23 protein-coding genes and 1 pseudogene are annotated in these 26,134 nt (G+C 59.3%); 11 read left to right on the top strand and 13 right to left on the bottom strand.

What is annotated here, in order from left to right; translation table 11 throughout:
• Positions 1-296: 296 nt before the first annotated feature.
• From V3W27_RS03890 to V3W27_RS03880, 3 genes are all read left to right on the top strand, one after another.
• Positions 297-1,751, top strand: a complete 1,455-nt coding sequence (locus V3W27_RS03890; protein WP_330205962.1) for a DUF1254 domain-containing protein — start codon at positions 297-299, stop codon at positions 1,749-1,751.
• 34 nt (positions 1,752-1,785) lie between these two features.
• Positions 1,786-3,279: a DUF1254 domain-containing protein gene (locus V3W27_RS03885; protein WP_027611774.1), complete on the top strand. Its 1,494-nt coding sequence runs from the start codon at positions 1,786-1,788 to the stop codon at positions 3,277-3,279.
• A gap of 68 nt (positions 3,280-3,347) precedes the next feature.
• The gene (locus tag V3W27_RS03880) at positions 3,348-4,397 is read left to right on the top strand and encodes a hypothetical protein (RefSeq protein ID WP_330205961.1); all 1,050 of its coding nucleotides are present in this window, start codon (positions 3,348-3,350) and stop codon (positions 4,395-4,397) included.
• Between the two features lie 156 nt (positions 4,398-4,553).
• Here V3W27_RS03880 and V3W27_RS03875 read toward each other — a convergent pair whose 3' ends face one another.
• A complete protein-coding gene (locus V3W27_RS03875) occupies positions 4,554-4,823 on the bottom strand; it encodes a hypothetical protein (RefSeq protein ID WP_330205960.1) in 270 nt (89 codons plus the stop codon).
• Between the two features lie 322 nt (positions 4,824-5,145).
• Here V3W27_RS03875 and V3W27_RS03870 point away from each other — a divergent pair, with 322 nt between their 5' ends.
• The 3 genes from V3W27_RS03870 to V3W27_RS03860 all read left to right on the top strand — a co-directional run bounded on the left by V3W27_RS03870 (position 5,146) and on the right by V3W27_RS03860 (position 7,449).
• Entirely contained in the window at positions 5,146-6,120 is a 975-nt protein-coding gene (locus V3W27_RS03870; protein WP_027611777.1) for a quinone oxidoreductase family protein, read from the top strand.
• A complete protein-coding gene (locus V3W27_RS03865; RefSeq protein ID WP_027611778.1) occupies positions 6,117-7,055 on the top strand; it encodes a LysR family transcriptional regulator in 939 nt (312 codons plus the stop codon). The genes V3W27_RS03870 and V3W27_RS03865 overlap by 4 nt, the downstream gene beginning before the upstream one ends.
• Positions 7,056-7,206: 151 nt before the next feature.
• A complete protein-coding gene (locus tag V3W27_RS03860) occupies positions 7,207-7,449 on the top strand; it encodes a hypothetical protein (protein ID WP_103367089.1) in 243 nt (80 codons plus the stop codon).
• Between the two features lie 50 nt (positions 7,450-7,499).
• Here the strand turns inward: V3W27_RS03860 and V3W27_RS03855 are convergent, their stop codons facing one another.
• The gene (locus V3W27_RS03855) at positions 7,500-8,402 is read right to left on the bottom strand and encodes a bestrophin family protein (protein WP_330205959.1); all 903 of its coding nucleotides are present in this window, start codon (positions 8,400-8,402) and stop codon (positions 7,500-7,502) included.
• Positions 8,403-8,567: 165 nt separating this feature from the next.
• Complete coding sequence (locus tag V3W27_RS03850) at positions 8,568-9,854, bottom strand: carbohydrate porin (RefSeq protein ID WP_330205958.1); 1,287 nt, start codon at positions 9,852-9,854, stop codon at positions 8,568-8,570.
• Between V3W27_RS03850 and V3W27_RS03845 the strand changes: the two genes are divergently transcribed.
• Positions 9,853-9,975: a hypothetical protein gene (locus tag V3W27_RS03845; RefSeq protein WP_330205957.1), complete on the top strand. Its 123-nt coding sequence runs from the start codon at positions 9,853-9,855 to the stop codon at positions 9,973-9,975. The two genes, V3W27_RS03850 and V3W27_RS03845, sit on opposite strands and share 2 nt — an antisense overlap.
• Here the strand turns inward: V3W27_RS03845 and V3W27_RS03840 are convergent.
• From V3W27_RS03840 to V3W27_RS03800, 9 genes are all read right to left on the bottom strand, one after another.
• The gene (locus V3W27_RS03840; protein WP_330205956.1) at positions 9,960-12,365 is read right to left on the bottom strand and encodes a glucose/quinate/shikimate family membrane-bound PQQ-dependent dehydrogenase; all 2,406 of its coding nucleotides are present in this window, start codon (positions 12,363-12,365) and stop codon (positions 9,960-9,962) included. The genes V3W27_RS03845 and V3W27_RS03840 overlap by 16 nt on opposite strands.
• 206 nt (positions 12,366-12,571) lie before the next feature.
• The gene (gene tspO / locus V3W27_RS03835; protein ID WP_330206253.1) at positions 12,572-13,015 is read right to left on the bottom strand and encodes a tryptophan-rich sensory protein TspO; all 444 of its coding nucleotides are present in this window, start codon (positions 13,013-13,015) and stop codon (positions 12,572-12,574) included.
• Positions 13,016-13,074: 59 nt separating this feature from the next.
• Complete coding sequence (locus tag V3W27_RS03830; RefSeq protein WP_330205955.1) at positions 13,075-15,264, bottom strand: ATP-binding protein; 2,190 nt, start codon at positions 15,262-15,264, stop codon at positions 13,075-13,077.
• Between the two features lie 159 nt (positions 15,265-15,423).
• Positions 15,424-16,962, bottom strand: coding sequence for a cryptochrome/photolyase family protein (locus V3W27_RS03825; protein ID WP_330205954.1), 1,539 nt, complete (start codon positions 16,960-16,962; stop codon positions 15,424-15,426).
• Between the two features lie 14 nt (positions 16,963-16,976).
• Positions 16,977-17,282 (bottom strand): DUF6482 family protein, encoded by a 306-nt coding sequence (locus tag V3W27_RS03820; protein WP_097089806.1) that lies wholly within the window; start codon positions 17,280-17,282, stop codon positions 16,977-16,979.
• Between the two features lie 32 nt (positions 17,283-17,314).
• On the bottom strand, positions 17,315-17,857 hold the full coding sequence (locus tag V3W27_RS03815; RefSeq protein ID WP_330205953.1) for a DUF3833 domain-containing protein: 543 nt from the start codon (positions 17,855-17,857) through the stop codon (positions 17,315-17,317).
• A 106-nt stretch (positions 17,858-17,963) separates the two neighbouring features.
• The gene (gene folE, locus V3W27_RS03810) at positions 17,964-18,524 is read right to left on the bottom strand and encodes a GTP cyclohydrolase I FolE (RefSeq protein ID WP_097089804.1); all 561 of its coding nucleotides are present in this window, start codon (positions 18,522-18,524) and stop codon (positions 17,964-17,966) included.
• Positions 18,525-18,765: 241 nt separating this feature from the next.
• Positions 18,766-19,890 carry an alkene reductase gene (locus V3W27_RS03805; RefSeq protein WP_330205952.1) on the bottom strand — a complete coding sequence of 375 codons (1,125 nt, stop codon included), beginning with the start codon at positions 19,888-19,890 and terminating at the stop codon, positions 18,766-18,768.
• A gap of 96 nt (positions 19,891-19,986) precedes the next feature.
• Positions 19,987-20,664 carry a type 1 glutamine amidotransferase domain-containing protein gene (locus V3W27_RS03800; protein WP_103367097.1) on the bottom strand — a complete coding sequence of 226 codons (678 nt, stop codon included), beginning with the start codon at positions 20,662-20,664 and terminating at the stop codon, positions 19,987-19,989.
• 196 nt (positions 20,665-20,860) lie between these two features.
• Between V3W27_RS03800 and V3W27_RS03795 the strand changes: the two genes are divergently transcribed.
• The 4 genes and pseudogenes from V3W27_RS03795 (at position 20,861) to V3W27_RS03780 (ending at position 24,359) form a co-directional block, all read left to right on the top strand.
• Positions 20,861-21,445, top strand: a complete 585-nt coding sequence (locus V3W27_RS03795; protein ID WP_330205951.1) for a TetR/AcrR family transcriptional regulator — start codon at positions 20,861-20,863, stop codon at positions 21,443-21,445.
• Between the two features lie 66 nt (positions 21,446-21,511).
• Entirely contained in the window at positions 21,512-22,171 is a 660-nt protein-coding gene (locus tag V3W27_RS03790) for a carbonic anhydrase (RefSeq protein ID WP_027611791.1), read from the top strand.
• Positions 22,172-22,263: 92 nt separating this feature from the next.
• Positions 22,264-22,890 (top strand): TetR/AcrR family transcriptional regulator, encoded by a 627-nt coding sequence (locus V3W27_RS03785; RefSeq protein WP_097089798.1) that lies wholly within the window; start codon positions 22,264-22,266, stop codon positions 22,888-22,890.
• Positions 22,891-23,087: 197 nt separating this feature from the next.
• Positions 23,088-24,359 (top strand): annotated as a pseudogene (locus tag V3W27_RS03780) (OmpP1/FadL family transporter).
• A 240-nt stretch (positions 24,360-24,599) separates the two neighbouring features.
• Here V3W27_RS03780 and V3W27_RS03775 read toward each other — a convergent pair.
• Positions 24,600-26,060, bottom strand: a complete 1,461-nt coding sequence (locus V3W27_RS03775) for an efflux transporter outer membrane subunit (RefSeq protein WP_330205950.1) — start codon at positions 26,058-26,060, stop codon at positions 24,600-24,602.
• Positions 26,061-26,134: the final 74 nt, after the last annotated feature.

Here is a 26,134-nt window from a genome sequence, read left to right as displayed (position 1 = left end):
ATCGAATCAAATCATGCGTCCTCCAGCGCTGGTCAAAAAACGCTTGCTCTGGGCCATTACAGCTGCACGAGCACTGTGATGCCTTTCTTCCGTCGCGATCCTTATCAGAGTTCTTGCCCTCAGCCTGGAATGTCGGCCAAGAGCTGAGGAGCAGTTATCAGAAATGGAAATAGGATCTTAATTTTTCATACCTTTTCTGGCCGATCTCATTTCCTCTGCTAGGTTTTTCTAATGTTCAATCTGTCGCTGGAAGATTGATTCACCGAGAAACCGTCCCAAGCAAGGATGCCTTCCGTATGAACAAAACACCTTTATTCGCCAGCGGTCTGTTCGCTACCGCGGTATTGCTCGGCGCGGTTGCCGTGCAGGCACAGACCTCGCCAGTAGTGCAGGTATCGGGCCCCGAAGCCGATGTGAAGGTGACCGAAACCTACGTACGGATGATGGCGCGGGAGGCGTATTTCTGGGGTTGGCCGATGGCCAATATTTACAACCGTCGCCTTAAGTTCAAGGATCTGCCGCAGGCCGGGTTGATGGGGGGCATCGTGCCCGTGGCGCCGATCAATCATCTGTCGATGCTCACCGATTACATTTCACCGGGGGAACGCCTGGTGGCCTGTCCGAACCAGGATGTGGTCTACGGTGCGGGCAGCATTGCGCTGGATATCGAACCGGTGGTGATTCAGGTGCCGGACTTTGGCGACCGGTTTTGGGTTTATCAGGTGGTGGACCTGCGCTCCGACAGCTTCGCCGAGCTAGGAAAAATGTACGCCACCAAGCCGGGCTTCTATCTGTTGGTGGGGCCGGACTGGAACGGCAAGGTGCCTGAGGGCATCTCCCAGGTTTTTCGTGCAAAGACCAACACCGGTTTCGTGATTCCGCGGGTCTTCCAGGACGATACGGCTGAAGATCGCAAGGCTATTCAGCACTATCTGTCGGGCATCGACATGTACCCGCTGTCCAAATACGACGGCAAACTCAAGCAGCGTGACTGGAGCCAGTCGCCGAAATTCCCTGCCGAGGCGTCGGGTGACGAGGAAACGCGTTGGGTGCTCCCGGAAAAGTTCTTCGATGAGCTGCCGGCGATTCTCAAGGACGCCAAACCGCTGCCGGGAGAAGAGGCGCGCTATGCGCAATTGGCGGTGCTGGCACAAATCGCCCAGCGCGATCCCGAGCTGAAAAAAGCCATGATCGACGAGGCGCAAAAGTCTGATGCAGACGTGGTCAAGCCGTTGTTGCAGTTCCGCAACTACGGGAAGCAACTGCCCAATCACTGGAGCACCATCGACAACGGCGCAGCGTTCGGCACTGACTACTTCCTGCGTACGGCAGTTGCCCGGTCGAACATCTTCGTCAACAAACAGATCGAGACCAAGTACTTCTATCAGGATCTGGACGAGTCCGGCGTGCGGCTCAACGGTGCCCAGCGCTACAGCGTAACCTTCCCCAAAGGCGCGCTGCCGCCGGTCAAGGGTTTCTGGTCGCTGACGCTGTACAACCAGCAGCATTTCTTCGCCGAAAACTCGTTGGGGCGTTATTCCCTCGGCACCAAGAACAAGTCGCTCAAGACCAACGCCGATGGCTCGCTGACGCTCTATGTGCAGAGCGATTCGCCGGGCGCCGACAAGGAAAGTAACTGGCTCCCGGCGCCGAAGGGCGCGGACTTCTCGCTCTATGTTCGCGCCTACTGGCCGGAAGCGGCCGCGATGAATGGCCAGTGGACGCCACCGGCGGTGGTCAAGGTCAACTGAACCGATTTTCCAACTGCGTTCATAAGGACAGCCGATGAACCGTTTGCGCACCTCACTGATGGCCTTGGCCGTAAGCCTCTCCCTAAGCGGCCTCGCCGACGCCGCGACGCGTTATGAAGAACTGGCCAATCAGCCTTTTGAAAAAGGCTTCCCGACCGAAGCGACCGCACGCAGCCTGATTGAGGAGCTGGTGTTCCAGCGCGCCGTGCAGTCGTATCTGTGGGCTCTGCCGGCGATCAATATCTGGTCGATGAAGGAAGCGTCGGAGAAGCAGTTCGGCGCGGGCTACAACATCCTGCCGACCTGGAAAAAACGCATCAACGCCAAGACTCTGGTAACCACACCAAATTCCGACCTGGTCTACGCCATGAGCTATCTGGATCTGGCGAAGTACGGCCCGTTGGTGGTTGAAGCACCGCCCGGTGTGCAGGGCATGTTCGATGACTTCTTCCAGCGCCCGATTGTCGGGCCGACCATCGACGGCAGAACCTGGCGCGGTGACGTTGGCCTGGCGGGTCCCGACAAGGGCAAGGGCGGCACCTATGTGCTGCTCCCGCCTGATTACACAGGGCCGGAGCCGACCGAGGGATTCGTCTATCGCTCGCGCACCAACAACGTGTTCCTGTTCTGGCGCACCTTTTTCAAGGATCCGAAAGACCTCAGCGTGCCGGTAGCCGAAGTCGAGCGTACGAAGATTTATCCGCTGGGCAAGAAGGACTCGGCGCTGCCGATGCAATTCCCCGACGCCACCGGCGCACCGATCAACATGCTGTTCCCCGAAGACGGTCGCTACTTCGACATGCTCTCGCGTTTCATCGACGCCGAAGCCGTCGATCCGGCGGACATGGACATGCGCGGCTTCCTGCACACCCTAGGCATCGAGAAGGGCAAGCCCTTTGCCCCGGATGCCGAACGACGCAAGCTGCTGGATGACGCCGCGCGTACCGCGTTCAAGATGAGCAAGGTGGTGACCAGTCACCTGCTGTACAAAGAGCCGGGGGGGCTGTACTACAAGGATCGCCAATACGTGAACACCTTTGCCGGGGAGAACACCGAGTTTCAATCCAGCGGCAGTTTCACCAATCTTGAGCAGCGCGTGGCGTTCTTCACCTCGGCCTATTCCGACAGCCCGGGCATGGTCATGAACATGGTCGGCGCCGGTGCCAAGTATCCCGCCACCACCCGAGACGCCGAGGGCAAGTTCCTCGACGGCGCCCAGACCTACAAGCTCAACCTCCCGGCCAATGTCCCGGCGGCGTTGTTCTGGTCGGTCACCGCCTACGACAACCTCACGGCATCGGGCCTGGACAACGGCCAGCCGTTCCCGTCCCTCAATCAAATGGATAAACCGGCGCAGAACAGCGACGGCTCCACCGACATCTACTTCGGGCCGACATCGCCGGGCGAGGGCAAGAACTGGATCAAGACCGTACCGGAGAAAGGCTTCCTGGTGATCGTGCGGTTGTATGGGCCGAAGCAGGCGTTTTTTGACCAGAGCTGGAAGCCAAGTGATCTGATCAAACAATAGAAGCTCCCCAGACGTGAACAATTGGACCCTGCGCCTTCAGTACGCCTGGTGAAATGGAGGGCAAATCGATGCAATCGATAAGGATTCGATCAAGTCTGACACTCTGCGGGGCGGTGCTCAGTGGCTTGGCCTGTGCCGCCAGCCCTCTGCCGAAACTGGGTTCCCCGTCAGTTGCAGGGGCCAAGGTCGATCCGGAAAAGTGCCACCAGCTTCAACAGGACTTCGACATTGACCTGAAAGAGGTGGTCAAGGCCGGCTGCGAACCGTCCACCGAACAGATATCCAGACTGATGGACAACCCGGTGGGCAACCTTGTTCTGCTGTTCAACCAGTACGATTACACCGCGCTCAAAGGTCCGCACAGCAACGGCACACGGATGCTCGGCAAATACAGTTTCATGCCGACTTTTCCGATCTCTCTTGGCGAAGACTGGAACCTGATCAACCGCCTGCCGATCAGCTACGTCAGCGCCCCGGTCAACCGCAAGGCCGGTAATCTGATAGGCATGGGCCCCAACGAGATTCTGCACGATCGTGGTGACTTCACCTCGGTTGTGCAGGACCCGTTCGACCGCACCAGCGGTTTCGGCGACCTGGCCTACGTCGGCGTGTTTTCGCCCAAGGAGCCGATCCGCTTTGCTGGCGGCGGCAAGATGGTCTGGGGTTTCGGCCCGACTGCGATGTTCCCGACTGCCGAAGAAGACGTGCTCGGTACGGGCAAATATTCGCTGGGCCCGGCGTTGGTCGCCGCGTACCTCGGCCCGGACTGGACCCTTGGCGTGTTCCCGCAGCACTGGTGGTCGGTTGGCGGTGATAGCAAGCGCAAGGACGTCAGCCTGACCAATGTGCAGTATTTCATTCAGCGGGCGATTCCGGGGCCGAAACAGTGGCGCATCGGCATGACCCCCAACGTCACGGTCAACTGGAAGGCCGAGGGCGGCAACAAAGTCACGTTTCCCATCGGGATCGGCGCTGGGCGAATCTTCAATTTCGGCAAGTTGCCGGTGAGGGTTTCCGGGGAGATTCAGTACTCGGCGATTCATCCGGATGACCTGATCAGTAGCCGCTGGAATTTCCGGCTGTCGTTCATTCCGGTCATACCTACCTTTATGTTTTGAAGATTACCCCAAGCCGGGGCGTGCATGCGGGGGCATCAGAGCAGAGGGTTTGTGGGGCAGGGCGCTCAATCGCCGAGAGTAAGGACTGTCGCTTGGCTACAACAGGCGCTGGTGCGTGCTCAGCACATAAGTCACGCACCAGACTCGTTTGAATAATTACCACTGACCGCTTCCGAGGCAGGCGATTATTTCCCAGCCACTGAATTCCCACCAGGAATAGCGCTCATCAGAGCAACTTCTGGCCAGGCTGGCCGTCTGGATTTCTCCGGCTTTTCGCTGGGTTGCGAAAGGCGTGTCAATCGAGGCGGTCGCCTGCTTGACCGTCTGTGGAGCACTGATGATAGTTGGATGCACGGCTGCGTTTGTGACCGTTGCGGCGAGAGCGAGTGTCGCGGCGATGGGCAGAGTAGTCATGGACTTTTTCATGTTCGAATCCTTTCAGTTAGCTGACAGCGGGCTTAAACATTGGCCCCGACCTGCCTTCTGAACAGATCGGGCATTCGCGTGATGTCACGCCAGAAAAGCCTATCACTGCGCTATCTGCGGAACAGTCGCACAACTGTGCTATTGACAGTTTTGAACCGTTGGTATTTACAGCGCCGCAACTGATGCAGCGCTCCATTCCATGATGTTATTGCTGCAAATCATGCATTAATGTCGTGCAGTCAGCCCGTCTTGTTCGTCGGCAAGTCAGTTCTCACACTAGCGGCATCTGTTTGGAAGACTTCTGACCTTAGAGGAAACGACCATGGTATCCGCTATCCGCTTTAATCAGTTCGGCGCGCCTGATGTGTTGAGTCTGGAAACGTTGAGCGAACAATTGCCCGGGCCAGGTGAGGTCTGGATTGAACAGGACGCCATCGGGGTCAACTTCCTCGATGTGACTCAACGCAAGGGTGCGGTGCCTGTTGCGCTGCCATCCGGACTCGGATTGGAGGGGGCCGGGCGAGTCGTCACCGTGGGTGAGGGCGTCAGCAATGTGCACGTTGGTGATAGGGTCGCTTATGCTACTGGGCCCATTGGCTCATATGCTTCGGCCCGACTTTATCCAGCCGAGCGACTGGTGAAGATACCCGACGCCTTGTCGTTCGATGATGCCGCAGCTGTCATGTTCAAAGGCATCACTGCGCAGTACCTGTTAAAAACCACCTATCCAGTGGCACAGGGCACCACAGTTCTCATCTATGGCGTGGCTGGAGGATTGGGGGAAATCATGGTGCCATGGGCCAAGCACTTGGGGGCGACCGTGATTGGTGTGGTTTCAAAACTGGCCAGCGTCGAAAAAGCGCTGAGATCCGGTTGTGATGAGGTGTTGGTATTCAATGCCGACAACCTGGCGTCTGAGGTCAGCCGTCTTACCCAGGGCAGAAAGGTTGACGTGGTCTACGACCCTATTGGCCGTGCGTCTTTCCAGGCGTCTTTGGATAGTCTCCGGCCACGCGGGCTGATGGTTTCGTTCGGGGCCTCGTCAGGTGCGCCCTCGGCTGTAGAACTGTCGACGCTCAATGCTAAAGGCTCGCTGTTCCTCACACGTCCTTCACTGGCAGCACACACCGCCAGTGCCTGTGAGTACCAGGAACGGGCGCAGGATGTGCTGGCCGCCATAGGCGCAGGTATTATCAAGCCCAGGATTTGGGCCAGCTACGCTCTGAAAGATGCATCGCAGGCGCATACGGCATTGGAGTCGGGGCAGTCATCGGGGGCGATCATTCTAAAACCATGAATCTTGATGTTCTGAATAGTCAGCACAGTGACGAAATCGCTGCGTTTCTGGCCGTTGCCTCCCAAGGCTCGTTTGTCGCTGCAGGTCGGCTCCTGCAGCGACACCCAACCGTCGTATCGAAACGACTGGCCGCCATGGAAAAGCGCCTCGGTGTGCGTCTCGTCGAGCGTTCAACCCGTCAGGTTCGAATTACGCCAGTAGGTGCCAAGCTTGAGCAGCATCTGCGCTCGGCCATCAACCTGATGAATGAAGCGCAACAGCAGGCGACGCAAGGTGCCAGCGAAGTTCGAGGAACGTTGCGGCTTGCACTGCCGGCAGCCATGGGACGGCGCTGGCTTGGTCCGATGTTGCCGGAGTTTCTCAAGGAACATCCGCACGTTTCGATCCTCGCAGACTATAGCGAACGCCTGGTGGACATCATCGACGAAGGATTCGACGCTGCGATCCGAATCGGAGAACTGGAAGACAACCGACTGATCGCCAAACGGTTAAGTGACCACCGCCGGATCCTCGGCGCTTCGCCCGCTTACATAGAAAAGCATGGCATGCCCGACCATCCACACGACCTGATCAAGCACAATTGCCTTCGCTTTAGTGGCCTTGCGTCTTTTCCGCAATGGAGGCTTTTTCGCGGCAGCGAGTTGCAAACAGTCGCGCCAAAAGGAAACCTCACGGCCAACGACAGCGAATCGTTACTTGCCGCCGCTTGCGCTGATTCAGGGATACTCGGCGCAGGCGAATGGCTGATGCGCCATGACATTGCTGCAGGAAAATTGCTTCACGTTCTTCCGGACTGGCAACTCGACACCGCTGGTGGGGTTTACCTGGTCAGGCCGTCAGCCAAGTTTCCCAGCGCCGTGGTAATAGCTTTCAAACAGTGGATCGAGTCAAAGTTTACCCCTGCGCCTCCATGGGCTATTTGCCGGCCTGATTGAAATCCACTTCAAAAATTGCTGGCCTCTTGGTTAAACGCTCTCCAACTCTAAATAATCTGAACCCCGCCCGAACGCCCACGCCTAACGATCAGCTTGTGTTCATTCGCACAGGCCCGGTGCCAATACCGGCACATTCCGAGAGGTGGTCAACGTGGCTAAAGACGAGAAGAAAAGCAAAAAAGATGACGCTTCGAAAGCCAGCAAGGACTTGAAAGACAAAAAGTCTTCGCCGGAAAAGAAATCAGCGGCAGCTTCGGCGCTTTCCAAGTCCTCCGACAAGAAAGACAAGAAGAAAGACGCCGAACCGAAAAAGTCTGCGAAAAAAGCCGATAGCAAGCCGGAAAAGGCCAAGGATGCTAAGAAGGCTGACAAGCCGGCGAAAAAGAAGAAGTAATACCTGCGACTCGCCAGGGCATTACGCCCTGGCGTCCCTCAGATCGCTCCTCAAGCCGTTTCTTCAACCCTGTGCACATCCCCCAGTGAATCACGCTGCATCGACTGCAGGTTTTTCTCGATGGTTTCGCACAGGGCTTCCATCTGGATCTGGTGCTCGCTGTGACGAAACGGGCTTTGCAGGTCAGTACCGATGCGTTCGATGGCCAGCAGCATGAAGCCCACCACCGTCGAGGCCAGCGGGGTGAACCATCCCAGTGATTCCACCAGCCCCACCGGCACAATCAGGCAGAACAGCGAGATAAACAGGCGCGGGAAATACACATAGGGGTAGGGCAGCGGGGTATTGGCGATCCGCTCCATCCCACCCTGGCTGTTGGACAGATCGACCATCGTCGATTCCAGCCGTGCCAGCCGAATGCTGTCCAGGCGCCCGGCCTTGTATTCCCGAGCCAGCAATGCCGCGGAACCGGTGAGAATGTCGTTGGCAAAGTTGTTGGTGGTGCCGCTGCGGGCGAATTCATCCGCCGGGATGAACGCGCGGACTTCCTCCGGGCAAGGCTGACCTTGCAGATGCGCGGCGAGGCAATTGACGTACGCCACATGGCGGCGCAACAGCGTCGCCTTCACCGGGTTCACTTCGTGATCGGGATCATCCAGCAGCGTCAGCACCTGCCGGGCGAAGCTGCGCGAGCTGTTGATCATCATGCCCCACAGAGTTCGCGCTTCCCACCAACGGTTGTAGGCGCTGCTGTTACGGAAACTGATCAGCACCACCAGCGCTGAACCGAGCAGCGTCAGCGGCATCAGCGGCAGGTTGATCTTGGCGTTGAGGAACAACATGAAGTCGACGGTGACGGCGATGTCCCAGAGCAACAGCCAGAACAGCGACCAGCCCACGTAGCCCATGGTCTTGATGATCAGACGGTATTTTTTGACGATGGCAGCTTTCAAACGGAAACCTCGTGGCGAGCGGTAAGCGTTAACGCCCTAGCTCCGACGCAGGTTTGGGGGTAAAGGTTCGGTGTTGACTGAGCATCTTGGTTACGACAATTGTCAGGCAATAAAAAACCCGGTCATTACGCCGGGTTTTTATTGCCTGCAGTTCTGCCAGAAGACTCAGAGCGAGGCTTTCACCTGCAAGCCAAACACCAACGCATTGTCGATGTCCTGCCCGGAAAACGCGCCCGGTTCGATGATGTATTGCAGGTTCGGACGCAGTGTCAGCCACGGCGTGGCCTGATAGCCGTAGCCGAGTTCGATCAACTGCTCGCCACTGTCCAGGTTCGGGAACTGCGTGCCGTTGGCCATGGCGGCGTCCTGTTGCGCGTCGCGGCTGCGCGGATTAGGCACAGCGCGGCCGTAGCCCAAGGCGACGGTGTCACGCGGGCGACCTTCGAACGGTTTGTACAGCACCAGACCGGTGCCGTACCACTTGCTGAACGGCGAAGCCGCTTCGCTGGCTGCCGAGTATTGGCCGAACGCATGCAGGCTGCGGCCCTCGGACGTTGGCGAACTCCATACGGCCTGATCGATCAGCAGGTAGTGACCGCCACGGCCGGAGACTTCCTTGTCGCTGCCGATGCGTTTCACGTCGGAGCTGTCGTAGTAGTAACCGAGCTTGTATTCGCCAGGCAATTGGCCCGCGTGCTTGTACACCAGTTCGATCGGCACCACGGTGCCGGTGGTGTGTTTCGGGCCCAGATGCCAGGCGCGGCTGGAGTTTCCGTTGCTTTCCGGATCGACGTTGAACGCGGCCACGCGCAGTTGCCAGGACGGCGACAAGTCGTATTTCACCCGCACGCCCAGGTGTGCGTTCGGGTAGTTGGTCCAGCCGCTGCCGCCGGACATGTTCAGCGGATGGCCGCAGAAACCGGCGTTCATGAAGTTGCACAGAATGCCGCTGTCGAGGCCGCCGAGGTCGTTGCCCATGGCCATGTAACCCAGCTTCACGTTGAGCGCCGGGGTGAACAGACTGCGCTCATAGCTCAGTTCGGTCAGGCGGGTGTAGAGGCCGCCGTAGTTTTCCTGGATCGGCAGACGGTTGCCAACCAGATCTTCGGACGCGCTATTGCCGCGGCGGTCGTTGATGGTCAGCTGAACCTTGCCGGCGTTCTCCACGCCATACAACTTGCTCAGGTCGAACTGCGCGCCGAGCTTGATGTTCTGCGAATAACGACCGGAGCGGTGCAGGCCGCCGTCGGCGTTGTAAGCCATTTCGCCGGTGTAATCGCCGGTGAACTTGATCCCGTCCTGGTCCATCTGGTGGCGCAGGCCACCCCAGTCACCGGTCAGGGTGTTGCGGGTCAACAGGTTTGAATCGGTATCGGCGAAGGCGGGCAGGGTGGCGCAGGTCAGGCCCAACAGCACGCCGTTGACCCAGCCGTTACGAGTAAAACCAAACATGGAGATCTTCCTGCTCAAAGCTGTAGCGATATCGGAAAGCGGCGCGGCACCCTCAGGTGCCGCGCGCAAAAAGAAAGCGCCCGTGTTCAGCACGGGCGCTGCGGATTACGGCAAGGCGTAAGCCATCACGTAGTCGCCGCGATCGGTCGACTGACGCGCACCACCGGCGGTGATGACGATGTACTGCTTGCCGGTCTTCGGCGAAACGTAGGTCATCGGGCCGCCCTGGCTGCCGACCGGCAGACGCGCTTTCCAGATTTCCTCGCCGTTGCCGCTGTTGAAGGCGCGCAGGTAGAAGTCCTGGGTACCGGCGATGAAGATCAGGCCACCTTGGGTCGACAGGGTGCCGCCGAGGGTCGGCAGACCGATCTTGATCGGCAGGTGCATGCGGATGCCCAGCGGACCTGTGTCTTCAACGGTGCCGACCGGAACCTGCCACGCGACTTTCTGGGTCTTCATGTCGATCGCGGTCAGGGTGCCGAACGGCGGTGCCTGGCAAGGAATGCCGGCCACCGACAGGAAGCGGTTTTTGTTCACCGCATACGGCGTGCCTTTGAGCGGTACCGCGCCCATGCCGGTGTTCAACGCTTCGCCACCGGAGGAAGCTTGAGCCTTGTTCTGCGACGGGATCATCTGAATCCACAGACCCAGGCGCATGTCGTTGACGAAGATGAAGCCGTGCACCGGGTCAGTGGAGATGCTGCCCCAGTTCATGCCGCCCAGCGAACCCGGGAAGCTCAGGGATTTATCGGTACCCGGCGCGGTGTACAGGCCGTCGTAACGCATCGATTTGAAATCGATCCGGCACAGCAACTGGTCGTACGGGGTGGCGCCCCACATGTCCGACTCAGTCAGATGCTGGGCACCGATCTGTGGCATGCCCACCGATTTTGGCTGGGTTGGCGAGTACGGTTCGTTCGGGATGTTCGCGGCTTTGACCGGGACTTCTTTAACCTCGGTCAACGGTTTGCCGGTGGCGCGATCAAGCACGTAGATCTGCCCGGCCTTGGTGCCGATGACCAGCGCCGGAACGCTTTTGCCGTCCTTGGTGAAGTCGATCAGGCTCGGCTGCATCGGCAGGTCGAAGTCCCACAGATCGTTGTGCACGGTCTGGAAAACCCAACGTTCATCACCGGTGGTGGCGTCCAGCGCGAGGATTGAGGCGCCGTAGGTGTGATCGAGTTTGCTGCGCTCGACACCATAGATGTCGGTGGACGAGCTGCCCATCGGCAGGAACACGGTGTTGGTCGCCGGATCGTAGGACATCGGCGCCCAGCTGTTCGGCGTGCTGCGCACGTACGTGCTGCCGTCGGCCGGGGCCTTTTTGTCCTGCGGGTTGCCCGGGTCGAAGGCCCAGCGCATGGCGCCGGTGATCACGTCGAAACCACGGATCACGCCGCCCGGCATGTCGGTCTGTACGTTGTCGGCTACACGACCACCGACCACCACAGTGGTGCCGGCCATCAGCGGAGCGGAGGAGAGCTGGTAGTAGCTGTCCGGCACGTCACCGAGACCGGCCTTCAGGTCAACCTGACCGTTGTTGCCGAAACCCTGGCAGAACTCGCCGGTATCGGCATCGACCGCGATCAGGCGGGCGTCGATGGTGTTGGTCAGCAGACGGCGCTGGCAGTTGGCGGCCGGCGCAGGCTTGGCTTCGATGATGCTCGAATTGCTTGGCTGAGCGATGCTCTTGGTCGCATCGAAATAAGCCATGCCACGGCAACGCTGCCAGACTTTGGATTTGGCGTTGATCGCGTTCTTCCACAGCTCTTTGCCGGTGTCGGCATCCAGCGCGATCAGGTTGTTGTGCGGGGTGCAGATGAACACTTTGTTGCCGATCTGCAGCGGAGTGAGCTGGTCTTCGGCACCGTTGCCATCGCTCTCGGCGACGTCACCGGTGTGGTAGGTCCACGCTACTTTGAGCTTGTCGACGTTGTTGCGGTTGATCTGGTCCAGCGCAGCAAAGCGGCTGCCGCCTTCGGTATTGCCGTAGTGCGCCCAGTCTTTTTGCGCCTTGTCTGGCTCAACCGGGGTCAGGCCCGGACCAGTGCCGGTCGCGGCGACAGTCGGGTGCGCAACGAACATATTGCCGGCAGCCACCGCCAGTCCCACGGCCAGGACAGCGGCAACGGCGTAAGCGCCACGACCCGGAACACCACCGTTGGCACGCTTGAGCAGCGGGTAGACCAGCGTCACCGCCAGACCCACGGCGCTGAACATGAACAGACGCGAGAACACCGGCCAGAACACCAGCCCGGCATCGCTCACTGCCCAGATCGCTGTCCCGAGCAGAAACGCTGCAAACAGCCAGGCGCCGGCAGTCTTGTAGCGAGCGATCAGCAGACCGGAAACGGCCATCACCAGACCGCCCACGAGGAAGTACCACGACCCTCCCAGGCTGACCAGCTTCACTCCGCCAGCCGCAAGTGCCAAGCCGAGCAGGGCGATGATCACCCCCAGCCCGACCAGAATGAATTTTGATATGCCCGAGAGGCGTTGACTCTGCTTCACGTTGAATGTCCCGTTGAAATGAGGCGTGCATTATATAGATAGGTAACTACCTAGTTAAATCACTAATTCAGTAATGAACTGTTGTTCATTGCGAAATCCCCGTCCTGAGCGGGGACCTGCGCTTTCAAGGGCCTGGAAAGATATTTTGAATGCCTGAAAAAGAGCCTTTTTGTCAGAAAAAATGCGAGTTATGACAGCTGCCGTCATCAACCACGGTTATTGCGCAGAATCGAGAAATTCAACGCCGCCGCCACACACAACCAGGCCAGATACGGAAACAGGATCAACCCGGTGATCAAATCCAGGCGCAATGCCATAAACACCATCACCGCGACCACCAGCCACAACAGCAGCAGAATCACCATGGCGGCGGCCACCTGATGCGCGCCGAAGAACACCGGCGTCCACAACGTGTTCAAGGCAATCTGCGCGGCCCATAGCGCCAGTACTGTCTGACTGCCAGGAATCAGGCTCAAGCGATAACCAGCCCAGGCCAGCAACAGATAGATTATTGTCCAGGCCAGCGGAAACGCCCAATTGGGTGGGGTGAATCCAGGTTTGTTCAGCGCTTCGTACCATGGCCCCGGTTTGAAAATCACCCCGGTAGTCGCCGCAGCGCCGCACGCGATCAGAAAAATCAGAAACGTCACCATTTATCACTCCTTGGCCGCAGCCACTCTCTCTGGGATTTCAGCGCCGCAACGGTCGCTCATTCGGATTTCATCGCCATCAGGTCGCTGACCCGCGCCACCAGCGTGTCGACGGAAAACGGCTTGGTCAGCACCTGCATGTCCGGGCCCAATTGACCGGCACCAATCACCGCGTTTTCTGCGTACCCGGTAATGAACAGGGTCTTCAGATTCTGGCGGATTTCCCGGCCGGCATCGGCCAGTTGCCGACCGTTCATGCCACCCGGCAAGCCGACGTCGGTGATCAGCAAGTCGATGTGTATGTCCGAGCGCAACATCTTCAGCCCGACCACACTGTCAGCGGCCTCTATCAAGGTGTAGCCGAGATCGCCGAGCACGTCAGTCAGCAGCGCACGCACCGTAGGCTCGTCGTCCACCACCAGAATTGTCTCGCCAGATTTGGGCAAGGCTGCCGGCGTGTTGTCCTTGTGATCCTGATTCGGCACAGGCTCGCCATGGTAGCGCGGCAGATAAATGCACATCTCCGTGCCCTGACCGACCTGCGAATGCACGCGCACCTGACCACCGGACTGCTTGGCGAAACCGTAGATCATCGACAGCCCCAACCCGGTGCCCTGGCCCAGCGGTTTGGTGGTGAAGAACGGGTCGAAGGCCTTGGCGATGACATCGGCGGTCATGCCGGTGCCGGTATCGGTCACGCACAGGCACAGGTATTCGCCCTCGGGCATGTCCAGGGTGCGCGCCGTCTCGCAGTCCAGCGCACGGTTGGCCGTTTCGATGGTGATGCGCCCACCATCCGGCATCGCATCGCGCGCGTTGATGCACAGGTTGAGCAGGGCGTTCTCCAACTGGCTGGCATCCACCAGGGTTGGCCAGAGCCCCGGCGCGGCGCGGGTTTCCAGAACGATGCTGGGGCCGACCGTACGCTGGATCAGCTCGGTCATGCCGGTCATCAGCGTGTTGACATCTGTCGGCCGCGGATCGAGGGTCTGGCGTCTGGAAAACGCCAGCAGACGGTGGGTCAGGGCGGCGGCGCGCTTGACCGCGCCCTGGGCGGTCACCATGTATTTGTCGACCTCATTCAGCCGGCCCTGGCTGATGCGCGCGCCCATCAACTCCAGCGCGCCGGAAATGCCGGCCAGCAAATTGTTGAAGTCATGCGCCAGGCCCCCGGTCAGTTGGCCGACGGCTTCCATTTTCTGCGACTGACGCAGTTTCTCTTCGGCTTGCATCAGCTCTGAAGTGCGCGATGACACGCGCTGCTCCAGCGTATCGTTGAGCGCGCGCAACGCGGCGATGGCACGGTCGCGTTCCGCTTCGACATTGCGCCGTTCCTCGACATCGATCAGCACGCCGGGAAAGCGCAACGGCGTTCCATCATCGGCACATTCAACACGGCCGTTGGCCTCGATCCACTGATATTTGCCGTCGGCGCGGCGCACACGGTACTGGTGGGAGTAGGCACCACCACGGCCGATGGCTTCGTTGATCGCGGTGGTCAGTCCATCCTGGTCTTCGGGATGCACGGTCACCATGACTTGTTCGAGGCTGAGCCCTTCGCGGCCCAGCGCCGGGTCGAGGTCAAACACCCGGGCGAACGCTTCGTCCACGGCAAAACGGTCGGTGAGCAGGTCCCAGTGCCAGGTGCCGATGATCGCACCGGCGGCGAGCGCCAGTTGCACACGCTCGACGTTCTCCCGCGCCAGCGCTTCACTGGCACGCAAACGCTCCTCGGCGTCGCGCCGCTGGGTGACGTCGTTGAACAGGATCGCGATCTGCCGGTCGGCAGGATCGCCAACACGCACCGCGCGCACGTCGAACCAGCGTTCAAAGGTGTTGGCGTAATTTTCGAAGTTCGCCGGCTCTCCGGTTTTGGCCACATGGCCGTAGGTTTCGAACCAGAAGCTTTCCAGATTCGGCGCGAACTCGGTCACCCATTTGCCGCGCAGGTTGACCCCGCACTGGTGTTCGAACGCCGGATTGGCTTCGACGAAGTAGTAATCGACGGGTTTATCCTCAGCGTCGAATTTGACCTTGACGATGGCGAACGCCGACTCGATGGTTTCCAGAATGGTGATGAAGCGTGCCTCGCTGCGGGCGAGCGCATCCCGACTGGCTTGCAGTTGCGCCGCCATGTCGCGATCGAGGTCAACGTCCTGCGTGTCGACCAGGGTGCTCTGAAGCGCCGCGCGCAATCGCCTTACCTCTGACTCAAGCGCTTCGCGACTAAGGTGTTCAAGGGTATCCATGTGACCTGCTTTATTGAATGTTCAGGGACTGGCTTCATAGAGCGCGTAGGCACAACGCGAGCAGTGAACGTCGCGCTCGCAGGGGACTTGAGCGCCGATCATTCGTTGACCGGGCGCGCTGTGCTTAAGTTTCACCACCCGCGCATGCGAGCGCTCATTTCAGATCGATTCGCCGTTATCCAGGCGCACCAACAGGTTCTGCCCGCGTTGCCACAGCGCCTCCTGCTTGGCTGGCGGCATGCGGTCGAGGTTCTTGTACATCATCGCCATGCGCTGATTGCCGCGCAGGTGTTCGCCGTGGCGCATCAGAAAATGCCAGTACAACGCATTGAACGGGCAGGCATTGTCCGCGGTACTTTCGCTGACCTTGTAGGCGCAGCTTCGGCAGTAGTCGGACATGCGATTGATGTATTGGCCACTGGCGCAATAGGGTTTGGAACCGAGGTAACCGCCATCGGCATGCATGACCATGCCCAGCGTGTTCGGCAGCTCGACCCAGTCGAAAGCGTCCATATAGATCGCCAGATACCACTCACAGATCTGACTCGGCGCGATCCCGGCGAGCAGGGCAAAATTGCCGGTGACCATCAGCCGCTGAATGTGGTGCGCGTAGGCGTGCTGCAGACTCTGGCCGATGGCCTGGCGCATGCAGTTCATCTGCGTAGCGCCAGTCCAGTAGAACTCGGGCAGTGGCCGGTCGTTGCCGAATGCGTTGCCCAGTGCGTAGTCCGGCATTTTCAGCCAGTACACGCCGCGCACATATTCCCGCCAGCCGATCAGTTGCCGAATGAAGCCTTCGGCGGCATTCAGGGCAATCCTGCCGGCCCAATAGGCCGACTCGACGTCGCTGCACAACTGCCGCAAATCCAGCAGGCCAATATTGAGCGCAGCGCTGATGCGCGCGTGAAACAGAAACGGTTCGTCACTCGCCATGGCGTCCTGATAATCGCCGAAACCCGCCAGACCATAATCCAGAAAATACTCCCACAGCGCCTGCGCGTCGGCGTGGGTGACCGGGTAGTTGAAGTCGTCGAGTGCACCGTAATGCTGACTGAAGCGCGCCTTCACCAGATCCAGCACTTCGCCAGTGATGACGTCGTTGCCGAAACGGATCGGGTAGGGGGCTTTCACGCCTTTGGGCAGGGCCTTGCGATTCTCCGCATCGAAATTCCACGCGCCGCCCACCGGCGTGCCGTCGCCATTGAGCAGCAAGCGACTCTTGCGGCGCATCTCGCGATAGAAGAACTCCATGCGCAACTGCTTTTTGCCGGCGGCCCAGGCGGCGAACTCGGCGCGACTGCACAGAAAACGCGTATCGGCGTGCCAATGGATGGGCAGGCCACAGTCCCTGATCGATTGCTCCAGACGCCAATCCCCGCACTCGGTGACGTGCACTTCCTCGACCTGCAACCGCTGTTGCCAGCGGCGTAATTCCCCCGGCACCGAGCCGCTATTGTGCGGATCATCCAGGGTCACGTATTCGACAGCAACGCCCTGATCTCGCAGGGCCTGGGCGAAATGGCGCATGGCACTGAAGATCAGAGCAATCTTTTGCGGGTGGTGCGGCACATGGCTGGCTTCTTCCATGACCTCGACCAGCAGCACAGTGTCGCGCTCGCTATCGAGCGTCTGCAATGAAGCCAGATCGAAGGACAACTGATCGCCCAGTACCAGGCACAACCGACGGTTCTGGTTCATTCACAGCATCCGTTTCATAGCGATGTGGTCAGCGAAAACGGAATCCGCAGCTCTTCGACGGGCCCGCTATCACGCCCGCACATTTCGTCGTGCACGCATTGCTGCACCAGCACGCAGGGGAATGCCGGCACGGTCTGCAGCAGGTCTCGCAGATGGGTGATCGAGCGCAGATGCATCGGTTTGGCTGCATCGTCGAGCAAGGTGAACTGGCCGTGATCCAGACGGATGCGGGCCAGATAAAAACCACCTTCGAGTGACAGCAGCTCCAGCTCACGTATTTCGCTGTTGGCCGCACGTTCGGTCAGGGTTTGCAGATTCATGCTTCACTCCTTGCCTATCAATTCAGCACTGTTCATTGATTTTCTCCCGCGCCCTGGCGACGGAAGAACAAGGTCACCTGACCGACTTCAACCCCGAGCTTGGACATGCTGGTGCGGTTGATCAGCGTGTCCTCGTCCATCTGGTACATCCAGTCGTCCATGCTCATTTCATAAGTCGAGCCATCAACCGGCAGATTCAGGCGATAACGCCAGTGCAGCGCATTACCGGCGACCTGACCTGTGGCGACGCCCACCACATCACCGGCGCGCCCGCTCCAGCGTCCCTGGCCCTCGGGCGTCAGGGTCCAGACGCGGCGTTGGCGCGTGCCGTCGCTGTACAGGAAGTGCTCATCGAGAATCAGGTTGTCGCCTTCACGATGGCTGACGATGTTGACCTCAAAGCGCTTGACCACTTCCCCGGAGCGCTTCTGAAACATCCCCCAGGCTTTCACGGGTTTGCTGAAAAAGCGTTGCAGATCCAGCGCCGGTTGCTGATCGGCATAGTGGCTGACATCCACGCTGCCGCAGCTTGCAACGCCGAGTGCCAGAGCCAGTAAGAGCACAAGTCGGGCCATTGCCGTTCTCCCTGAGTGCACAGGTATGGGGGTGAAGTTGGGAATATCGTGCTTGTACAGTGGATTTATCGTGTACAGGTTTATCGCGCCTGTCGAAGGTCGGAAGTCAACTTCGCCGCCCGATCAATTGCAGAAACTCCTGACGCGTCGTGGAGCTGTCGCGAAAGGCACCGAGCATCACCGAAGAGGTCATGATCGAATTCTGCTTTTCGACGCCGCGCATCATCATGCACATGTGCCTGGCTTCAATGACCACGGCCACGCCGGCGGCATCGGTGATCTGCTGAATCGCCTCGGCGATTTGCCGGGTGAGGTTTTCCTGGATCTGCAGACGGCGGGCGAACATGTCCACCACGCGCGCTACTTTCGACAGTCCCAGCACCCTGCCCGTGGGGATGTACGCCACGTGTGCCTTGCCGATGAAAGGCAGCATATGGTGCTCGCACAAGGAATAGAGCTCGATGTCACTGACGATGACCATCTCATCGCTTTGCGATTCGAACAGGGCACCGTTGGTGACGTCTTCCAGGCTCATCGAGTAGCCGTTGCACAGATACTGCATCGCTTTGGCCGCACGTTGGGGTGTGTCGAGCAGACCTTCGCGTTCGGGATTTTCACCGACACCGACGAGGATTTCGCGGTAATGGCTGGCTAGTAGTGGGTTCATTCAGGGTGCTCGCGGCAGTGCTGTGCATGGGGGCCGATCCGTAGCGGAAGAGTTGTACGTAAAGAAGTGCTTTGTATAGGTTTTATTCAAGATAGGCTGAAAAAATAAACCTGACAATCAATCGGCAATCTTTTTTGTGCAGATGCGAAAACCTCGCAGCGCAGCGCGCGAGGTCGCGGGTGTAGCGGGAGAGAAGAGGAAGCGCTCCCGGTGAGTGGGAGCGCTGGGCGAATTCGCGGAATTATTCGCTGTAGGTCGGGTAATCCACATAGCCTTCGGCATTGCCGCCATAGACCGTCGCGGGATTCAGTGGATTGAGCGGCCAGTCATTGGCGATGCGCGCCGGCAGGTCCGGGTTGGCCATGAACGGACGACCGAAAGCCACCAGATCCGCCAGTCCCGATTCAAGCAATTGCGCACCGGATTCAGCGTTGTAACGCCCGGCGTAGATGATCGCGCCACTGAAGGTATCGCGCACTGCACGGCGGAAGGTTTGCGGCATCGCGGGCGCGTCGTCCCAGTCCGCTTCGGCGATGGACAGGTAGGCGATGCCCACATCCTCAAGCACTTTGATCGCTTCGATGTAAGTGGTGTGCGGGTCCACTTCGACCATGCCCAGATAGGTGCGCGCTTCATCGGTGGTGGTGAACAGCGGCGCGAAACGTACGCCGACTTTCTCTTTACCGATGCACTCGGCGACACCCGACACCACTTCGCGCAGAAAGCGCAGGCGATTGTGCAGCGAGCCACCGTACTGATCGGTGCGCACATTGCTGTGGGCAGAAATGAACTGGTTCACCAGATAGCCATTAGCGCAGTGCAGTTCGATCCCGTCGAAGCCGGCGTCCATCGCATTGCGCGCCGCCTGTATATAGAGCTGAACCAGTTCCTGGACCTCATCGGTGCTCAGCGCTCGCGGCGCGGATGGCGTAACCAGCTCGCCGGCGCCCGGCGCAGTTTCGATGAACACGCTGACCCGCTCGGTGGCGATGGCGGACGCTGAAACCGGTGCCGCGCCACCGGGTTGCAGCGCGGTGTGGGACACACGGCCGACGTGCCAAAGCTGGGCGAAAATCACGCCGCCCTGTGCATGCACCGCTTCGGTGACTGTGCGCCATCCGGCAATTTGCTCAGGGGTGTGAATGCCGGGAGTCCAGGCGTAGCCCTGACCGCGAGGCTCGATCTGCGTGCCTTCGGTGACCAGCAGACCGGCGCCGGCGCGTTGCTGGTAATACTCGGCCATCAATGCGTTGGCGACATTGCCCGGTTGTGTGCTGCGCTGGCGAGTGAGGGGCGGCAGGACGATGCGGTTCTTCAGGGTGTGCAGGCCCAGTTTGACGGGGGTGAAGTAAGGGCTGTTTTTCATGTGATTCCTGTTTTGGCCTTATTAGACCAGTCGACTAGTAATGCGGTAAAAAAAAACACCGTGCGGAATGCGCACGGTGTCTGGACGCTGGAGGGTTCAGGCCAACAGCTTCAGCAGTTTTTCGGCGACGGCTGCCGAGCTGGCAGGGTTTTGACCCGTCACCAGTTGGCCATCGGTCACCACGTGAACCTGCCAGTCAGCGACTTTGGAGTAGCGGCCGCCGAGACGCTGGAATTCGTCTTCGATCAGGAACGGCACGACATCGGTCAGGCCTACAGCGGCTTCTTCAGCATTGGTGAAACCGGTGACGTCGCGGCCTTGAATCAACGGTTTGCCATCTGCAGCCACCACGTGACGCAGAACGCCCGGCGCATGGCAGACGAAACCGTGAGGTTTGTTGCTGCGGTCGAACGCTTCGATCAGCGCAATCGAGTGTTTGTCTTCGGCCAGATCCCACAGTGGGCCATGGCCACCGGGATAAAACACGGCATCGAAATCCTCGGCGCTGACATCCGCCAGGCGCCCGGTATTGGCCAGCGCCTGCTGAGCAGCAGGGTCCTTGCGGAAGCGATCGGTTTCAGCGGTTTGCGCATCGGGCTCATCGCTTTTCGGATCGAGCGGTGGCTGGCCGCCGGCCGGCGATACCAGAGTGATCTGCGCGCCGGCATCCTTGAAGGCGTAGTAGGGGGCCGCGAACTCTTCGAGCCAGAAGCCGGTTTTCTTGCCGGTGTTGCCAAGCTGATCGTGGGAAGTCAGAACCATCAAGATTTTCATAGAGCGCCCTGTATTGGTCTGGTGTCCTCGACGGGTTCGTCTGCGACACCTCGGAAGGAGTGACGGGCACAGAATAGATTCATATTAGACCGGTCGTCTAGTAAATTTTTACGCCCGTGTTTCCGCGCCATCACTGTGGCAAACTCCTGCTCATCAGAAATATACGACTGGTCTAATGTTTGGTATTTTGCGCCCCATGAAACCGACCTACGACGATACCCGCCAACACCTGCTCGACACCGGCCACCGCATGATGGCCGTAAAGGGCTTCACCAGCGTTGGCCTGAGCGAGATCCTGCAGACCGCCGGTGTGCCCAAGGGCTCGTTCTATCACTACTTCAAATCCAAGGAACTCTACGGCCAAGCACTGCTGGAGGATTACTTTGTCGGCTACCTGGCAGATATGGAGCGACGCCTGACCCTGCCCGGCCTCAGTGCCTATGAGCGGCTGATGGATTACTGGCAGGGCTGGCAGAACCGCTGCACCCTGGAAGGCCATGGTGATGAATGTCTGGTGGTGAAGTTGAGCGCGGAAGTCGCCGACCTGTCCGAGTCGATGCGCCTCACCTTGCGCGACGGCGCCGAGCGCATCGTTGCGCGCATCACGACGTGCCTGGAAGAAGGGCAGTTGGATAAAAGTTTGCCGCAGACTGACGCTCGGCAACTGGCAGAAACCCTGTACCAACTCTGGTTGGGTGCCAGTCTGTTGAACAAACTGCAGCGCACGGGGCAGTCGCTGCAGACGTCGATGGTGATGACGAAGCGGCTGTTGCAGCGCTGAAAACACCCACGACCTTTCATATCGAGTACTTTTGCAAGCATCCGGCATCAGGATTTGGAGAACTTCATGCGTGACATTATCGACGGCTTTCTGCGCTTTCAGCGTGAGGTATATCCGCAACGTGTCGAGCTGTTCAAGCAACTCGCGACCTCACAAAATCCGAAGGCGTTATTCGTTACTTGCTCGGACAGTCGTGTAGTGCCTGAGCTTCTTACACAGCGCGAACCCGGTGAACTATTCGTGATCCGCAACGCCGGCAACATTGTGCCGTCGTATGGTCCCGAACCCGGTGGCGTGTCGGCTACCGTCGAATATGCAGTCGCCGTGCTCGGCGTACAGGACATCGTGATCTGCGGGCACTCGGACTGCGGAGCGATGGGCGCGATATCGCGCTGCACCTGTCTGGATCATCTTCCTGCGGTCGCCAATTGGCTGCGTCACGCGGACGCTGCGAAAGCGATCAACGCGGCGCATGAATTCGACACACCGCGCGCGAAGCTCGATGGTCTGGTCCGGGAAAATGTGATCGCGCAACTGGCGAACCTGCGCACGCATCCCTCCGTGGCCCTCGCGCTCGAGCAAGGGCGCATGAATCTGCACGGATGGGTCTACGACATCGAGGCGGGGTGCATCGATGCGCTGGATGGTTCAACCCGACGCTTTGTTCCCCTGGCTGATTCGCCGACTACCGTGGCGATCACTGCGCGTAACGGCAAGCAGATGTAACGGCTGGCCTCATCTGAAATTGCCAGACTTGTGACCTTATTCCTGTGTGGTCACAAGTTGTCAGCCCGCCATAGGATGAGTAAGCTGCTGTCATGAATCAGCTATCAATATCTGCCTCCTCGCCAAACACTCGTGGCCCGGCCGAGCACGACATTCGTGACCAGATTGTCGCCGCGGCCAATGAGCACTTCAGCCAGTATGGCTATGCGAAAACCACGGTTTCCGACCTGGCCAAGGCCATCGGTTTTTCCAAGGCGTACATCTATAAGTTTTTTGACTCGAAACAGGCGATTGGCGAGGCCATTTGCGCCAATTGTCTGGGGCAAATCGTTGCAGCCGTCGAACAGGCCGTTAACGAAGAATCTCTTTCGGCGACCGAGCGTTTGCGCAGATTGGTAAAAACCGTCATTGCCACGGGTGTGAACCTGTTCTTCAACGACCGCAAGCTTTACGACATCGCGGCGTTTTCCGCTTCGGAGCGTTGGCACAGTGCCCAGGTGTATGAAGCACAGATCAAAGACTTTATTGTCGACATCGTGCGGCAAGGACGAGAAGCGGGGGAGTTCGAGCGCAAGACTCCACTGGACGAGACTGTCGAGGCGATCGATCTGGCGCTGCGACCTTTCGTCAACCCCTTGCTGTTGCAGCACAATCTGGATTTCATCGAGCAAGCGCCCACGCTGACCTCCAACCTCATCCTGCGCAGCCTCATGCCCTGACTGTCGCTGGTCAAATCTGTCAGTCGATTCAAGTCAAAACGACATCCCCCCCATGACGTTTTCCGTTCCCGGCCAATGAGTGCCGGGAGGGCGCAACATTTCGCTCTTCGTGACCATTGACTGAATTGGTCACATGGATAATATGGCTTCGCTGTAGTTCGATGTTCTATTCCAGTGATCTCCATAGAGTCCCGATAATGAAAAAAACAATGCTCAAGAGCCCCGTGGGCCTGGCCGTCGTGCTTGCGTCTTCCAATGTGCTGGCCGGTGGCTTTGCACTCAACGAACAAAGCATCAGCGGGATGGGGTCCGGGTTTGCCGGGTGATCTTCATCGGCCGAAGACGCCAGTACGATCTACGGCAACCCGGCGGGCATGGCGCGACTTAAACAAGAGCAGGTCAGCGTGGGGGCGGCGACATTGTTCGCCAAGTCCGATATCAGCCGGACTCGCAGTACGTTCGGTGGCAAGGAAGACGGCGACATGGTGCCCACGACCACCGTACCGATGGGCTATTACGTCAAACCCATCGATGAGCACTGGGCATTCGGCGTCGGGTTTTATGTACCTTTCGGGTTGATCACCGACTACGGCAGTGGGTTTGCCGGACGCTATTACGCCAACAAGAGCGAAGTCACCACGCTGACTTTCCAACCGACCATCAGTTACGCTTTTAACGAAAAAGTCTCGATCGGTTTCGGTCCGACCATCAACCGTATCGGTGGAGAGATATCGGGCATGGTGCCCAATCCATTAACCCCGGGGCGCAATGACGGCAAGCTCAAAAGCACGGGCGATGACACTGCGCTGGGCTTCAACGCCGGTGTGCTGGTGCAGGCGACAGATCAGACCCGCCTGGGGCTGACTTATCACTCCAAAGTCAGTTACCACCTGGATGCGAAAACCAAGGTCACTGATGGCATCTTCAGCGTGCTGGGCGTCAGCGGCCGCAGTTATGACGCATCGCTGGATGTGGATACGCCGGAGTCGGTGGATTTTTCGGCCACGCATCAATTCAATAACGACTGGACGCTCTACGTCGGTAGCACCTGGACGCGCTGGAGTCGCTTCAAGGAGCTGACGATCGAAAACAGCGGCCTGCCGCCGTTGCTGAGCGGTCAACTGGGGACGATCAGCGAAGAGCAGAACTGGCATGACACGTGGGCACACGCCATCGGTATCGCCTATCAATTGAATAGCCAGTGGGTGTTGCGTAGCGGGTTTTCGGTAGATCAATCACCCGCCAACAATACCCATCGCGGCCCCCGTATTCCTACGGGCGACCGAAAGGTTATCAGCTTCGGTGCGGGCTGGACGCCGGTGGAAAATCTCACCATCGACTTCGCTTATTCCTACCTCTGGGAGGAGAGCGTGAAGGTCAACGACAGCTCGCCATCCAGAGGTGCCTACAGCGCCAGGTACAAGAACAGTGCGAGCGGGCTCGGTACGTCTGTCAGCTACCGTTTTTAGCTGAGGGCTGTACTCACAATGTGGGGCCGGGAGTGCGTGCTGCCTCCCGACCCCACACGCGCAAGGGCATGTTGATCGGGCCGATTCTCGCAGAGAGGTTGGCCCTTTTTTGTAGGTCAAACCCCCATGGCTTTGGCCATCAGGCTCTGATGAAAACGCCGTGGCGTGGCCCACGTCAAAACCGCGATCGACCTTTTGCTGCGTACTGTCGAGCCAAATTCTTTGCAAAGCTGGCGAACTTCATCGCGACGCAACAGGCAGGGTTTCAGGAACTTGCCAGCCGCCGCCGAGCGCTTTGAATGCGGCGACCGCAGCCCGGGCCGATTCTGTCCGCGCTTGCGCACGGGCATCGGAAGCCTGGAGCAGCGTTTCGTCGGCGTGGAGCACATCAATCAGGCTCGCGGTGCCTTTTCCGTAGGCAATAAAAGACGCTTGGCGAGCTTGTGTCAGAGAAGCCTCGCCTCCCGCGAGCGTGGTGGCCTGAAGGTTGCGGTTCACCAGGGCGGAGAAGGCATTCTCGACATCCTCAGTGGCGCGTAACACCGACTGACGATAAGCGGCCAGCGCTTCGGCTTCCTGTCCTTTGGCCTGATCGATCTGCGCGTTGATCCGGCCTACGTCAAAAAGTCTCCAGCGCAACCCAAGGACCGCCGCCGACTGACTGGCGCCGCCGGTGAACAGGTTGCCGCCGGAAACAGCCGTGGCGCTACCGAGCAATGCGCTGAGCGAAAGTTTCGGGTAATACTCGGCAATCGCCACGCCGATGCGTGCATTGGAGGCTGCCAGGCGGCGCTCGGCGACGATCAGATCCGGCCGGCGACGCAGCAGATCGGCCGGCGTTCCCGAGGCGTTTATCGGCGGCACAACAGGAATGCTCGCCGTACCGGCCAGTTGCGTGCGGTGAGTCCCCGGCGGGGTGCCGAGCATCACGTCCAGCGCATTCATGGCGGCATCCAGGCCGGTCTGCAGCACTGGCACGCTCGCCTGGACTTGCGCCAGCACGCCTTCAGTCTGTTGAACCTGATAGCGCGCAGCGAGGCCCTTGCCGTAGAGCAGGCGGACTTTCTCCAGCAGTCCCTGCTGGGTTTCGACTTGACGGTTGGCAATCTCCAGTCGCGCCTGCAACCCACGGAGGGTGATGTAGATATCGGCCGTCTGCGCTGCAATGGCCAGGCGTGTGGCGGTCGCGCCCGCCTCGGAGGCCTGGTATTCGGCGAGTGCGGCTTCGCGCTCGCGTCTCAACCCGCCAAAGACATCAATCTCCCAGCCGGCATTGAGGTTGAGCTCGTAGGAACTTCCGTAGCGATCATAGCCAGGCGTTGAGTTCAACACCTGGCCGAGCGGCGTCTCGACGGATTGATAGGCGCGTGCGGCCTGGCCATCAATGCTCCCGGAGGGCAACAGAGCGGCATTTGCGGCCCCCAATCCTGCCCGTGCCTGTGTGACCCGCGCCGCTGCTTGTGCCAGATCGAGGTTCTGTTCCAGCGCCTGGGTGACGAAACCGGTCAACACGGGATCGTTAAAACTCTCCCACCAGTTGACCAGCCGGGCCGGCGCCGTTGCCGGCGTCTGTTCGGCTGCTGGCTGACTCAGGTAACGATCGGGAAGCGCGAGGGCAGGCCGGTGATAGTCGGGACCGACCGCACAGCCTGCCATCAAACTGGCGGCCACCAAAAGCGTGATAGGGCGAACAGGAGGCATTGAGGTACCTGCGGCGAAGATGATAAGTGACCATATTAAATTACGGTCACGGCTTTAAGGTCAACGATATCTTG

Source organism: Pseudomonas sp. AM14(2022) (genome assembly GCF_036346455.1).
GTDB lineage: Bacteria > Pseudomonadota > Gammaproteobacteria > Pseudomonadales > Pseudomonadaceae > Aquipseudomonas > Aquipseudomonas putida_A.
The sequence above is the reverse complement of the archived record's forward strand: the minus strand, read 5'-3'. Positions and strand labels throughout refer to the sequence as shown.

Bases quoted from the DNA above. Each gene is read 5' to 3' on its own strand.
- V3W27_RS03785 (WP_097089798.1), top strand. From the start codon at position 22,264: ATGAATCAGCTATCAATATCTGCCTCCTCGCCAAACACTCGTGGCCCG.
- folE (WP_097089804.1), bottom strand. From the start codon at position 18,524: ATGAACCCACTACTAGCCAGCCATTACCGCGAAATCCTCGTCGGTGTC.
- V3W27_RS03865 (WP_027611778.1), top strand. From the start codon at position 6,117: ATGAATCTTGATGTTCTGAATAGTCAGCACAGTGACGAAATCGCTGCG.
- V3W27_RS03775 (WP_330205950.1), bottom strand. From the start codon at position 26,060: ATGCCTCCTGTTCGCCCTATCACGCTTTTGGTGGCCGCCAGTTTGATG.
- V3W27_RS03845 (WP_330205957.1), top strand. From the start codon at position 9,853: ATGGAGATCTTCCTGCTCAAAGCTGTAGCGATATCGGAAAGCGGCGCG.
- V3W27_RS03790 (WP_027611791.1), top strand. From the start codon at position 21,512: ATGCGTGACATTATCGACGGCTTTCTGCGCTTTCAGCGTGAGGTATAT.
- V3W27_RS03805 (WP_330205952.1), bottom strand. From the start codon at position 19,890: ATGAAAAACAGCCCTTACTTCACCCCCGTCAAACTGGGCCTGCACACC.
- V3W27_RS03795 (WP_330205951.1), top strand. From the start codon at position 20,861: ATGAAACCGACCTACGACGATACCCGCCAACACCTGCTCGACACCGGC.
- V3W27_RS03800 (WP_103367097.1), bottom strand. From the start codon at position 20,664: ATGAAAATCTTGATGGTTCTGACTTCCCACGATCAGCTTGGCAACACC.
- V3W27_RS03870 (WP_027611777.1), top strand. From the start codon at position 5,146: ATGGTATCCGCTATCCGCTTTAATCAGTTCGGCGCGCCTGATGTGTTG.
- V3W27_RS03830 (WP_330205955.1), bottom strand. From the start codon at position 15,264: ATGGATACCCTTGAACACCTTAGTCGCGAAGCGCTTGAGTCAGAGGTA.
- V3W27_RS03850 (WP_330205958.1), bottom strand. From the start codon at position 9,854: ATGTTTGGTTTTACTCGTAACGGCTGGGTCAACGGCGTGCTGTTGGGC.
- V3W27_RS03815 (WP_330205953.1), bottom strand. From the start codon at position 17,857: ATGGCCCGACTTGTGCTCTTACTGGCTCTGGCACTCGGCGTTGCAAGC.
- V3W27_RS03885 (WP_027611774.1), top strand. From the start codon at position 1,786: ATGAACCGTTTGCGCACCTCACTGATGGCCTTGGCCGTAAGCCTCTCC.
- V3W27_RS03825 (WP_330205954.1), bottom strand. From the start codon at position 16,962: ATGAACCAGAACCGTCGGTTGTGCCTGGTACTGGGCGATCAGTTGTCC.
- V3W27_RS03875 (WP_330205960.1), bottom strand. From the start codon at position 4,823: ATGAAAAAGTCCATGACTACTCTGCCCATCGCCGCGACACTCGCTCTC.
- V3W27_RS03890 (WP_330205962.1), top strand. From the start codon at position 297: ATGAACAAAACACCTTTATTCGCCAGCGGTCTGTTCGCTACCGCGGTA.
- V3W27_RS03820 (WP_097089806.1), bottom strand. From the start codon at position 17,282: ATGAATCTGCAAACCCTGACCGAACGTGCGGCCAACAGCGAAATACGT.
- V3W27_RS03880 (WP_330205961.1), top strand. From the start codon at position 3,348: ATGCAATCGATAAGGATTCGATCAAGTCTGACACTCTGCGGGGCGGTG.